The sequence below is a fragment of the Gelidibacter pelagius genome (genome assembly GCF_017581925.1).
Lineage (GTDB): Bacteria > Bacteroidota > Bacteroidia > Flavobacteriales > Flavobacteriaceae > Gelidibacter > Gelidibacter pelagius.
Genome location: NZ_JAGEVG010000011.1, coordinates 76,513 through 89,837, shown reverse-complemented (window position 1 = coordinate 89,837; position 13,325 = coordinate 76,513). Strand labels below are relative to the sequence as shown.

General features: G+C 38.4%; 7 protein-coding genes. 3 read left to right on the top strand and 4 right to left on the bottom strand.

The window, feature by feature from the left end; translation table 11 throughout:
- Positions 1 to 87 precede the first annotated feature (87 nt).
- Together J4051_RS10655 and J4051_RS10650 are read right to left on the bottom strand one after the other, a co-directional pair.
- Positions 88 to 1,044 carry a M20/M25/M40 family metallo-hydrolase gene (locus J4051_RS10655; RefSeq protein WP_208233856.1) on the bottom strand — a complete coding sequence of 319 codons (957 nt, stop codon included), beginning with the start codon at positions 1,042 to 1,044 and terminating at the stop codon, positions 88 to 90.
- A 9-nt stretch (positions 1,045 to 1,053) separates the two neighbouring features.
- Positions 1,054 to 3,141 (bottom strand): alpha-L-fucosidase, encoded by a 2,088-nt coding sequence (locus tag J4051_RS10650; protein ID WP_208233855.1) that lies wholly within the window; start codon positions 3,139 to 3,141, stop codon positions 1,054 to 1,056.
- Between the two features lie 232 nt (positions 3,142 to 3,373).
- Between J4051_RS10650 and J4051_RS10645 the strand changes: the two genes are divergently transcribed.
- Positions 3,374 to 5,998, top strand: coding sequence for a sodium:solute symporter family transporter (locus J4051_RS10645; RefSeq protein WP_208233854.1), 2,625 nt, complete (start codon positions 3,374 to 3,376; stop codon positions 5,996 to 5,998).
- A 58-nt stretch (positions 5,999 to 6,056) separates the two neighbouring features.
- On the opposite strand, the gene J4051_RS10640 is transcribed toward J4051_RS10645, so the two are convergent.
- Positions 6,057 to 6,842 (bottom strand): Fpg/Nei family DNA glycosylase, encoded by a 786-nt coding sequence (locus tag J4051_RS10640; RefSeq protein ID WP_208233853.1) that lies wholly within the window; start codon positions 6,840 to 6,842, stop codon positions 6,057 to 6,059.
- A gap of 170 nt (positions 6,843 to 7,012) precedes the next feature.
- Here J4051_RS10640 and J4051_RS10635 point away from each other — a divergent pair, with 170 nt between their 5' ends.
- Positions 7,013 to 7,441, top strand: coding sequence for a GNAT family N-acetyltransferase (locus J4051_RS10635; RefSeq protein ID WP_208233852.1), 429 nt, complete (start codon positions 7,013 to 7,015; stop codon positions 7,439 to 7,441).
- Between the two features lie 111 nt (positions 7,442 to 7,552).
- Here J4051_RS10635 and J4051_RS10630 read toward each other — a convergent pair whose 3' ends face one another.
- Positions 7,553 to 11,641, bottom strand: coding sequence for a hybrid sensor histidine kinase/response regulator transcription factor (locus J4051_RS10630; protein ID WP_208233851.1), 4,089 nt, complete (start codon positions 11,639 to 11,641; stop codon positions 7,553 to 7,555).
- 286 nt (positions 11,642 to 11,927) lie between these two features.
- Here J4051_RS10630 and J4051_RS10625 point away from each other — a divergent pair, with 286 nt between their 5' ends.
- Positions 11,928 to 13,286, top strand: a complete 1,359-nt coding sequence (locus tag J4051_RS10625; protein ID WP_208233850.1) for a Gfo/Idh/MocA family protein — start codon at positions 11,928 to 11,930, stop codon at positions 13,284 to 13,286.
- Positions 13,287 to 13,325 lie beyond the last annotated feature (39 nt).

The window sequence follows — 13,325 nt, the reverse complement described above, 5'->3', positions numbered from 1 at the left end:
ATCATTTCGACGGATAACAGCTCCACAAGGGTGGATGCGATTTCCCTTTAGGAATCTACTCTGGATTTCCCCAAATTGATGATAATATTAGTCTTGTGGGATAAATCCCATTTTATAATCGGTGGTTGCAAATGTCATTAAAGCTTTGTAAATATAATCGCTTACTTGTTTTTGTCCTGGAACGTTGATCAAATCGGCCGTGTCTTCTGGTCGATGATATTGCGGATGTGCACCCGTGTGAACGCCAAGGACGGAAATATCTTTTTTGAAAAACGACACATGGTCTGAGCCTCCCACCGAACCGGCATGGACTATTGGAGTTAAGTTTAAGGATTCACCTAAATTCTGCATGAACTCTACGCCTCCCGGGAAGGTTCCGGCGCCATTCATATACACATGATTTTCAGTATTCAATCTGCCAACCATATCCATGTTGATCATCAGTTTAATCTGTGAAAGAGGAACTAACGGATGGTCAACAAAGTATTGACTTCCCAATAATCCGTGTTCTTCAGCTCCAAAAGCAATAAAAATAACGCTGCGTTTTAACTCGCTTTTGTTAGCCGCGACTTTCTCCGCAATTTCCAAAAGTGTGGCGGTGCCACTGGCATTGTCATCGGCGCCGTAATGAATTGTATTTCTTTGTTCTGTTTTTGAGGAAGGCCCACCCATGCCTAAATGGTCATAATGGGCACCTATAATAATATATTCATTTTTTAATATAGGATCGTTGCCTTCAAGATAGGCGACGACATTACAAGTTTTGGCGAGTGGTTTTTCAGGTTGACCTTTATCAACTCGTAAACGGGCCTTGAATTTCTGTTTGTAGTGTTTATCCAAAGGAAGAAGGCCTTGTTTTTTAAAATCTTTGATGATGTATTTTACGACATCGCGGTTGGCTTTGGTGCCAGGATAGCGACCTGCATTTTTTTCGGAAGCTAAAAATAGGATATGATCTTTGATTTCGTGTTCAGTGATTTCAACTTGGGAAAATGAAGCATGATAAGTTAAGATCAAAAATATAAACAGAAGAATTTTTTTCATAACTATAATTTATTTCGTAATAACTCCAATTTCCGCAATAAGCGCTTTATCGGAATCATTCATAATTTTATGGGCTATTAATTTGATGTATTTGATATCGGAAGCTTTATCAAACATCACATTTTGTTGAATCGGATTGGCGATGATATTTGAAAACTCACCTTCTGATAATTTCGTCCATTGATGGCCATCTTTGCTTCCATAAAAGCTGTAATGCGTAATCACACCAGAAACCCATCGGCCTTGGGTAGGCGTGTAGGTAAAACCCTTAATGGTCGTAGTTTCTCCCAAGTCTATTTTATAATTTGACAACAATTCTTTGTTGGCTGACCATTCTGTGAGTGGATTTTCATCTATGGCCTCTTCGGAAAGCGATGTGCCATCTAAAGTTATGATCTTCCAAAGATTTTTACTGATTTCGAAGTTTTCTGAAAGGGTTTCACTTTGACGCTGGGTTTCTGGATCAATCGAAAAAGTTTTGAGGGTCGTGGGGTGATCGAGATGAAAAGGTTCAGAATATTTTAATGATGATGTAGATGGCTCGTCACCATTCAACGTATAATAAATAGACAGACCATCTTCAGGAGTTTCTAAAGTCACATTGCCTTGTTTGTCTCTGCTTACTTTTGGTACGTCAACGATGAGCGGCGCATGGTAAACTTCAATATTTGAAATGAGCGGTGCGGCTTTCGAATCTTCAATAGTCAGTCTGATCTTAGTTGCTTTTATATCTTCGAGTCTCAAAATGCGTTTGTAACCTATGGTAGTTTGGTTATCGATAGTTTCCCATTTCCCGTCAACTTCAGCCTCCAATGAAAACTGTTTGACCCGTTGCCCTAAGGGGATATACTCCTGGATCAAAAACCGGTTGAAGAGTGTTGGTTTTCCAAAATCGATAATGATGGACGCTGTTGTTACGCCATCATCAGTGGCCCAATAAGTGTTTTTATTGCCGTCAACTGTATTTTTAGCGCTGTAATCAGAAGCATTGCCACGTACTTGGCTTGCAGTGGTTTTTGCATTAGATGCTAAATTATTTGCAAAATCCTCCTTCAGTTGGGCCGTTAATTTTTTGAGTTGCTTTTCGTCGTTTTCATGGACCAAACCTCTTCTATCCACAGGAAGATTCAACAATAGGGTACTATTCTGTCCAACCGATCTATAGTAAATATCCAATAACTCTTTCAAGGTTTTTACCTTATTATCTTCAGATTTATGATAGTACCAGTTTGGGCGAATGGAGACATCTGCTTCTGCTGGCACCCAATGTGTGCCGTTTTCTTGGCCCATGGCATATTTAATATTATAATCTGGCATGCCTCCATAAATTGAGTCCCGTAACAATGGCGACCAAGTCGTTTCGTAAGAAAAGCCATGTTCATTGCCCACCCATCTTGCATCTGGGCCGTTGTCACTCCATATAATCGCATTAGGTTGTAGTTTTCGGATGAGGGCATTGGTGTTTTCCCAATCGTAATAGGTTTTTTTATCCACTGTTCTCACTTCGTTCGCTCCACCATAATAGCCATCGCCTCCATTGGCGCCATCAAACCAAACCTCGAAAATATCACCATAATTGGTCAGCAATTCAGTTAGCTGATTTCTGAAATAGTCAATGTATTCTGGTTTGCCGTAGTCGGCGTGATTTCTATCCCATGGAGATAGATAGATGCCCATTTTGAGATCGTATTCCTTACAGGCCTCTGCCAATTCTTTAACCACATCACCTTCACCATTTTTCCATGGCGAATTTTTGACGGAATAATCTGTGTATTCAGAAGGCCATAAGGAAAATCCATCGTGGTGTTTGTTGGTTAAGATCAAGCCTTTCATTCCTGCTTCCTTGGCAATCCTTGCCCATTGACGCGTGTCTAATTCTGTAGGATTAAATAATTCTGGCGACTTATCGCCATAACCCCATTCGACATCGGTAAAGGTGTTGATGCTGAAATGGATGAAACCATAAAACTCCATTTCCTGCCAATCGAGTTGATGGGAACTTGGAACAGGTCCGACAGGTTCTGGAGCTGAAACGGAGGCACAGGACTGTATCAATAAGATTAGAATAAAAAAAGAGAAATTTTTTAGAAGTGTCATGTTGGATAGTACAGTTTTATAGGCTAATTATGGAATTAAAACGGTGTGCAAAGCAAATTTATAAATTAATATGTAATACATAATACAATTAATTCTATTTTATTATATTTAGCAATATTTTTTGACGATATGGCTTGATGTTGTTTTTATAAATAAGATGACATACAAATTTGAGCGAAATTTAGCTGGTATCCGAACAAAGCAGTCACATTTATAAGTAATCTTTCTTAAAATGAAGAAAATTCAGAAAATCGCACTTTTATTAGTCATCATTTTTGCCTGGATGCCATCGTTCAGTCAAGAAATCTCCAAATTAGAACTTACAGATCTTCCTAATTTACCTGCAGAGAATTCCGCAACGGCTTCCATTGGATATGCAGGCATGCTGGGAGGCGGACACAATGGTGTGCTTTTAGCGGCTGGTGGCGCAAATTTCCCTGAGGGATTACCTTGGGAAGGCGGTAAAAAGGTATGGAGTGATGCCGTTTTTATATTTGAAAATAACCAATGGCGGTTATCTACAATGAAATTGCCAATGCCGCTGGGTTATTCGGCGTCTGTATCTACAGATCGAGGTGTTTTGTGTATTGGTGGAAATAATGAAAGTGTTATAAGTGACCAGGTTTTCTTAATGGCTTATAATAGTGCAACGAAAGAGGTTGAGATTACTGAATACCCAAATCTTCCAGAATCATTGGCATTTTCTTCTGCCGTCATATTTGAAGATGCTGTATATGTGATCGGGGGGAATAATGAGAAAGGCAGTACCAATTCGTTTTATAGATTGTCATTAAAAGGTCAACAACAATGGGAGAAACTATCTGATTTTCCTGGGAGTCCGAGAGTGCTTCATACGACTGCTGTCCAAGAAACCCAAACGACTAAAAAACTATTCGTCATTGGCGGAAGAAATGAAAAATCAGGTCAGAAATCAAGAGCTTTGACGACGTACTTATCCTATGACTTTAAAAACCAGACATGGGCCGAGGAAGGTGATCTGCTCATAAAAGATGCTCCAAGGGTATTGATGGGCGCTTCGGCAGAAGTTATGGGCTCCATGCATATTATGGTTTACGGGGGGAGTGATGCTATACTTTTTGATGAATTGGAAACGATTGGTTTAGAATTACCCACAGCTGCAAATGACACAATAAGAAATGAATTAACTTCAAGACGAGATGCGATTTTAAATAATCACCCAGGGTTTTCAAAGGATATTTTGGCCTACAATACGATTACCAAAAAGTGGTTTGTTTATGCAACACTGCCTACCGAAATACCGGTAACTGCACTAGCTTTTAAAAATAACAACGATTTTATTATCGTTTCTGGTGAGGTGTCCCCAGGTATCCGTACTTCTGGCGTGCAAAGTTTTAAGATTGCTGATGCCGCACATCCTTTTGGAGTGCTTAACTATAGTGTTCTTGCTTTGTACCTGTTGATATCGGTCCTGATTGGTCTCTATTTTGCCCGCAAACAGAAATCCACCGAAGATTATTTTGTGGGTGGTGGGCGTATTCCATGGTGGGCTGCTGGTTTGAGTGTTTTTGGAACCTTGTTGAGTGCCATTACCTTTATGGCCATTCCTGCCAAAGCTTTTGTAACCGATTGGTCTTTCTTTTTTCTGAATATCACAGCGATTCTCATCACGCCGTTAATTGCTTTTGTGTTCATTCCGTTTTTTAATAAACTAAAAATAAAAACGGCGTATGAATACCTTGAAGACCGCTTTAACTACACCGCTCGTGCTTTTGGAAGTTTGTCTTTTATTTTATTTCAATTAGGACGTATCGGCATTGTATTGTTATTGCCGTCTCTGGCCATTTCCATTGTCACTGGGATTCCGGTAGAGACCAGTATTTTAATAATGGGCGTGCTGTGTATATTCTACACGACTTTTGGAGGTATTGAAGCTGTAATTTGGACGGATGTCATGCAAGTGATCGTACTCCTTGGGGGTAGTGTCTTAGCGGTAGTATGGATTATGTTGCATACTGAAACCTCATTTGGTGATATGATTACCTATGCATCAGATCGGGATAAATTCAATATTGCCAATATGGATTTTAATTTTACGGAATCCACGTTTTGGGTTGTTTTTATTGGTGGTCTTGCTTCGGCGATGGTCACTCAGGGTACGGATCAAACCATTGTTCAGCGGTATTTGACAAGTTCCAGCGTCAAGGATTCCCAGAAAACCTTATACACCAATGCGGTGTTGACATTACCGGCAACCATCATCTTTTTTGGTATAGGAACGCTGCTGTTTATTTTCTATTCTGAGATGCCCGGAAAACTGTCGCCAGCCATTTCCAATAACGACTCTATCTTTCCATGGTATATTGTAAGAGAGTTGCCAATGGGGGTTTCTGGCCTATTGGTGGCGGGTATTTTCTCTGCGGCCATGTCAAGTATAAGCAGTAGTCTGAATTCAGTTTCGACTGCTTATTGCAATGATTTCCATTTGCATTTCAGACCAAAAGTAAATGATAGAAAGTTGCTACGAATTGCGAGGGTAGCCACCATGGTAACCGGAGTGCTTGGTGTGCTTTTGGCACTATGGATGGCAAGTTCTGAAATCAAATCGCTTTGGGATCAGTTTTATCGTTTCTTGGGACTTTTTACTGGAGGATTGGGAGGTATGTTCCTTTTAGGGATGCTTACCAAAAAAGCCAATGCTAAGGGCACCTTAATGGGGTTGGTGGTCAGTGCTCTTTTAATATGGTACATCAGCGTATTTACGGACATCAGCTTTTTAATGTATTCCTTTTTTGGAGTGGCCTCTTGTTTCGGCTTCGGATATATGTTTAGTTTGATGTTTCCTAATCGTCACAAAGAAGAAAAGGTTAATTTTTGATCATGTTCTGCGAGGTTCATAAGATAACAGCTTTCTAATTAATGGATTGAAAATCAACTCAATCTAAAATCTGCCATTTTGAAGAGAAATAAGTAGAACGTCCACCCACTTTTATTTTCTGGATCGCTGTGCCGGTATGAAAACAAGTAGCACCTTCCTTTCTGTTATGGATTAAAAAATCTTCAGGAAAATCCGGATGGTGGGCGTCATTCTCAATCGCCACCTCAATGACGTGTTTCATGGCATTGAACACCGCTTCAAGATTTTTTTCGGAGAGGTCTTGCACTTTTTGCTCAGGATGTATTTTGGACTGGTATAAGATGTCATCCGCCATCCAATTCCCAACACCTGCAGCCACACTCTGATCCATGAGTACTGCTTTGATGAACGTTTTCCGTTTGCGCAATGACGCTTTGAAATCTTCCAAAGTGATGTCCCGTGCATCATCGCTGAGGTTTCGAGCAGCTTTATAATCTTCAATGGAGTCTATCAAGTCCCACCAACCAAATTTGCGTTTGTTCTCAAAGGCAAAATGAAAACCATTTTCAAAGGTGAGGACAATATGTCCAAATTTAGGACGGTCTTCTTTTTCTTTATAATAATTGGGACGGCCTGTCATTCCGAAATGGATGACGAGTATTTTTTTGCCCGAGGTTTTTACGAACAAATATTTCCCAATGCGTTGTGTTTCGGTCAGTTCTTGATTGATCAGATGCTTTTCGAAATCTGCGAGTGAGGCTTTGAGCAATCTGGCATCGCGACATTCAAAGGCACTGATTTTTTTATGCAGCGAGGTGCTGTCTATATAAACTTTGTAACCCTCTACTTCTGGTAATTCTGGCATTGTGTTTTTATTTGTGTCTAAATTAATTAAAATCTGATGGATAATCTATGAGGTTTAATAAACAGTTCAAATAGACCTAAAGACCTGACCTAACCAACTATTTGCCATCTTGCTATGAATTCAATTTTAATCAAAGAATTAGAATCAAATAAATTCTTAAATTTGTTACTATGAAGATTTATAAGCTACTCACCGTAACCGACCAGGTTTTAGATGCATTTAAGAGATTAATTCCTCAACTCGCCCCAGACTGTGCGTTGCCTACTAAAAAAGATTTAGAGGCCATTGTCAATTCTGGAACGACATTGCTTTTTATGGCAGAAGAAAATAATGAAATATTGGGCACCTTGACCTTAGTGTTCACTAAAATACCAACAGGCGATAAACTTTGGATAGAAGATGTCGTGGTTGATCATTCAGCAAGAGGAAAGGGAGTTGGTGTGAAATTGATGGAGTTTTCCATTGCATATGCCAAGAGCAAGAACATGAAGACTATTAATTTGACCTCTAGTCCAGATAGAATTGCTGCCAATACATTATATCAAAAGTTAGGGTTTATACAAAGAGAAACCAATGTCTATAGATTGACAATTGCGTAGAGACTGGCGGTGTCTCAGGTTTGATGCCTCACAACCTGCTTCGGAATAGGAGCCTGTTTTTCCGTTGAATATCTCAAGGGCTTGCCCCACAGATTGAATTCGTAATAGAATCTACAAGAAAGATCCTACTTCATGCTTATTTAAAAACTCATCAACTCCAATCTTTTGGGCTTCCTTTTTAAAATTTAATGGGCTCTTTTTAAACTGTTTCTTAAAACATTTCGAAAAATACTTAGGATCATTGAATCCTGTCATAAAAGCTGTCTCTGAAATTGTAAAGCCGTTTTTAGTAATTAAAATCGCTGCCTTTTTTAAACGTAACATTCTTACAAAATCCACTAAGGTATGGCCTGTCAATGCTTGACATTTTCTATATATGGTTGAATAGCTCATGTTCAATGGTGCAGCCAATTCTTCCATCTTAAAATTAGCATCTTCCAACCTTAAATTAACATTGGCCACCAAATTTTCAAGAAAAATTTCGTCTTGGGATTTTTCTTGTGGAACTTCTGGTCTTGAAATAGCTTCTTTACGGAATTTCGTGATGATATGCTCTTTGGCGATAAGAATGTTTTTAATTTTCAACAATAATTCATTTGTGTTAAAGGGCTTGTTGATGTATTCTATGGCGCCAGACTTTAAGCCTTCTATTTTGGATTGGGTAGAATTCTTAGCAGTCAATAAAATTATTGGAATATGCTGGGTGAGCTGCTCCTCTTGTAGTTTCTTGCACATTTCGATACCATCGAGTTCAGGCATCATGATATCGCTTAAAATCAGATCTGGAATATTACTTTTGGCATAATGATAACCTTCATTGCCGTTTTCAGCTAAAATAACATTGTATTGATCTTGAAGCAGTTCTTTTAAAAAGTGTTGTAAGTCTAAAGTATCTTCGACAATAAGAATGGTTTTTTTTAATACATTAAGATCTTGAACTTCAGATGGAACTATTTCTTTTTCTATTATATGTTGTACCGAATCATCGTCAACATCGGATGTAATCCTTTCGAAATCCGAATAAGCATCCTCATGTATTGGAAAAGTGATGGTAAACGTAGTGCCGCTTATTGCTGAAGATTCAACTTCAATTTTTCCTTTATGCAAGTCAATCAATTCTTTTGTAAGCGCCAACCCAATCCCGGTACCTTTATTTTTCTTTCCGATATTGGACTGATAAAAAAGCTCGAAAATAGTGTTCAGCTCTTCCTTGGAAACACCAGGGCCTGAATCAGTCACCGACAGCCGCACCATTTTTTTTGAATTAATGGGGGTCACAGTCAATAAAATGTTGCCCTCTTTTGGAGTGAATTTAAAAGCATTGGAGAGGAGGTTGTAAATGATATGCTCTAACTTTTCTTTATCATACCAGGCTTCAGTTAAGTTTTTTGGACAGTTAATCGTAAAGTCTATGTTTTTCTTCCGTGCCAATTCCTTAAACGATTGGGCAATCTGTTCAATGTTTTTGTAGAGGTTGGATTTAGTGACCATCAGTCTTAATTGATCCATTTCTTTGTTTCTTACCAAGGTCAGTTCATAGGCAATTTTAGAAAGACGCTTGGTGTTGTAAGCGATGATATTTAGGCGTTGTTTTAAAAGTAGATTTCCATTTTTTTCAGCGTTATGGATCATATCTTGAATTGGTCCTAAAATTAAGGTTAGTGGCGTTTGAATCTCATGAGACATTTTGGCGAAAAAGTTCATTTTTAACTCATGCAATTCATTTTGATTTTGATGGCTTATTTTTTCCAGAAACAACTTCTTTTTTAAAGCGTACCAACGTCTGACACCGTAGATGCCCAGAGCAAAAAGGAACACATATAAAACCCAAGCTATGGGTTTGTTCCAAAAGGGTTGTTCAATAGAGATGCTTACGCTTTTCGGAGGGATATCCCAAACGTCATCTCTGCTGCCTGCTTTCACTTCAAAAGTATAATTTCCGGCTGGAATGTTAGTATAGGTGGCCGAACGCTCCAGATGACTGTAGATCCAATCGTCGTCAAAGCCTTTTAATCGATAGGCGTAAAAGTGCTTAGGATATAAGATATTGTCCAAAGCCGCAAAACGAAATGAAAATGACGACTGGTCGTATTTTAAACGCAATGATTTTACATTCGGAATACCACTGGCAACTTGATCAGGCATTAAAATTTCAGCTGGTTGGTTGAGGACTTCAATCGTATTTATTTGTAATTTGGGATGTGACTTCTTTTTATTTAAATCTTTAGGATAGAAATAATTGAAGCCTTTCGATCCGCCAAAATACAATAGTCCCTTATGATCCTTAAACGCACTTCGCGACAAAAATATATTATCCTGTAGTCCGTCAGTAATAAAATAGGTTTTTACGATAGAATCTCTGGTATTGAAATTGACAATCCCGTTGTTGGAACTTATCCATAAATTATCGTTGCCCGCATTGATGACCGCAGCCAAAGATCTGTTTGAAAGAGTCTTTAAGTCCTCAAATGAAGTAAACTCGTTGTTTTTGATATCGTATTTCAATAGTTGCCCAGAATTATTGATAAGCCATAAGCTATTATAAGTGCCTTCTGATATTGATTTCACACTTTTCAATCGGTCTAAATCATCGTTAAGAATGGAAAAATCTAAGAAGGTTGAGGCGTTTAACTGATTGATATTTTCGCTAAATTGAAATAAGCCACCTTCGTATATGCCGAGCCATAAATCGCCGTTTTGTGCTTCAACGATACTTTCAACTATGGTGCCCTTCAAGCTGTTCACATTATACTCAAAGGAAGCTAAGAGCTCTAAACTGTCTGAATAGATATTTAGGCTTGTATTGGACCCTGCCCAGATGCGTCCCTTGCTATCTTTATAAGTGGTCCGGACATCAGATGCTTTTTGGTTTTTTGTGTTCAGCACTGGAATCTCTCTAAATTCATTCTTTTTGGAGTCGTAGAACCATAAACCATTTTTATAGGTTCCAATCCACATATTGCCTTTGTTGTCCTCTGTTATACTCTGAATATAAAAGCCCTTGCTAGTGTCTGAATCATTGAAAAACTGTTCCTCATTGGTGCTTCCATCGGCGTTGAAGGAGATTTTGGTAAGTCCGGAACCGTCGGTTCCTGCCCATAATATACCGTTAGATCCTTTGTATATACTCAGTATTCTAGTGGGGGCTCCATTCTCAGACCCTTCGTGATAATTGATATTATTATCCGCATTGGGTAAAATATTCAAGTTGCCGTAATTAGGTATAATCCAGATGTTTTTGTGATTGTCCTCATTAATATGTAAAATGGTATTGCTGCTTAAGGATGCGTCACTATTAACTTGTTTGGTGAACAAAAGAACCTCGCCCGTTGATAAATTTACTTTATACAATCCGCCACCGTCAGTTCCAGCCCATAAAAAACCACTTGAATCAGCATAAAGATTAAGAAACAATTCATTTTTAATATTATGCGTATTTCCTTTAAAAAATGCATCTTGAATAAATTGCTTGGTGCTGATGTCATATAGAAAGAGGCCCATTGTTTCCGTGCCAATCCACAATCTGTTGTAGCTGTCCGTTAATAATCTTAAGTTTTCGGGATAATTATTGAAAGGCGCCACCAAATATTCTTTCTTTTGAGATGGAATGGAGTAGGTCAGGACATTTCCATCCTTAGTGCTTAGAAAAACCTCCTTGTTCGAACCCAATGCGATATCCTCAATGTTTTTTAAGGGGTAGGTCAATTCGGGAAAAGTAGTTATGCTGTCCATTTTAGCATTAGCATACTTAAATAGGCTGCCTTTGGTCGTGGCTACCCAGATTTCCTTGTTTTTTGAAGTGATGACACTGATTTTTTCTCCGTTAATCAGCGGTGTTAAATCTTCAAAAACGCCCTTTTCAGAAGTGTACTTTATTAATGAACCTTCCTGAGATATCAGCCATATGTTCTTGAAATCATCAACGATAATGTTCTTTATAGTTTCGTAGTCATGTGAGTTCGGGAAGATGTTTGCATTGTTGATGAATCTGTAATTGTAGCCATCATAGATGTAAATATCTCCTTTCTGAACCATCCAAATGTTCCCAAAAGTATCCTGTATTGTTTTGCTTACAATTATAGATCGATTGTCCGATGAAGGCGCCAAATGCGTAAAGTTCACATGGTGCTGAGCTTGTGAAGAAATAATGAACGCCAAAAAAAAGCAGAGCGTAAAAAAATAGTGCTTCAAACTGTTCATTGTTCAATTTTTGATTTTGTAGGTGTTTCTTGAAGTAATATAGATGTTACGAATAACTACTAATATGCGCTGATTAATTATGGTAAATATATTAATAATAAAAATGTTAGAAGGCTTGCTACGGAATGGATTACCGATCAAAAGGTAATAATTCGTCAAATAGGAGGATTATTTAATCACATGAAAAATATTCCTCACAAACGCCTAAAATCTCTCCCGTATTATAGGAGTTATGTTCCATTTTTGGGATTAAGATTATTTAACGAAACATTAACGATTTCAAAATATGAGTTCAAGAAGAGATTTTGTCAAAAAAACAGCTTTGGCTGGCGCGGGTTTAATGATGCTTCCCAATATGTCCTTTGGCGCCATATTAGGTTCAGCTGATCAGAAATTAAAAATGGCATTTATAGGCGTTGGTCTAAGAGGTGTCAATCATTTAAACAATGCATTGCTCAGAAAAGATACGGAAATTACTGCTATATGTGATGTTGATCCTGCCAGGATTGAAATTGCACTGAAAATGATCAAGGATGCTGGATTCGCAAAACCTCAGGTTTTCAGTAAAAATGATCAGGATTATCTCAATCTATTGAATTTAAAAGAAGTTGATGCGGTTATCATTTCTACACCTTGGTTATGGCATACAAGAATGGCCGTTGATTCGATGAGAGCTGGAAAATACACCGGTTTGGAAGTTTCTGCTGCCAACACTTTGGAAGAATGCTGGGATTTGGTAAACACACACGAAGAAACAGGATCGCATTTAATGATTCTTGAAAATGTGAATTACCGTAGAGATGTTTTAGCTGTGTTAAACATGGTGAAGCAAAATGTTTTTGGTGAATTGGTCCACTTCAGATGTGGATACCAACACGATTTACGAGGCGTGAAATTTAACGATGGTAAAACAGCCTACGGCAAAGGTGTTGAGTTTGGAGAGAAAGGTATTTCTGAATCTGCATGGCGAACCCAACATTCACTTTTAAGAAATGCTGATGTCTACCCAACACACGGTATCGGTCCGATAGCAGCTATGTGTGATATTAATAGAGGAAATCGTTTGATGTCCTTAACGTCAAATGCGTCAAAAGGCATCGGATTGCATAATTATATTGTTGAGCATGGTGGTAAGGACCATCCCAATGCCAAACTGAAATTTAAGCAAGGTGATGTCATCACTACTACCGTAGAGACTACTAATGGTGAAACCATCATTATCACTCATGACGTTAACTTACCAAGACCTTATTCCTTAGGATTTAGAGTTCAAGGAGCCAATGGTTTATGGGAAGATGATGGCAATAGGATTTATGTAGAAGGTAAGTCAAAACCACATAGATGGGATGATGCTGATGAATGGCTCAAGAAGTATGACCATCCTTTATGGAAAAAGTACGGAGAGCATGCAACAGGCGCTGGTCATGGTGGCATGGACTTTTTTGTGATGCATTCGTTTGTAGAATCGGCGAAAGAAAAGATAGCACCACCAATGGATGCTTATGATGCAGCAGCCTGGAGTGCAATCACGCCACTGTCGGAAGCTTCTATTGAAAATAATGGAGCACCTCAAGAAATTCCTGATTTTACAAGAGGGATGTGGGTGAAACGCAAGCCTTACAATTGGATTAAGGATACTTATTAAAAGAGTGAAACAATAATTGAATTTTTTAAAAATGAACTT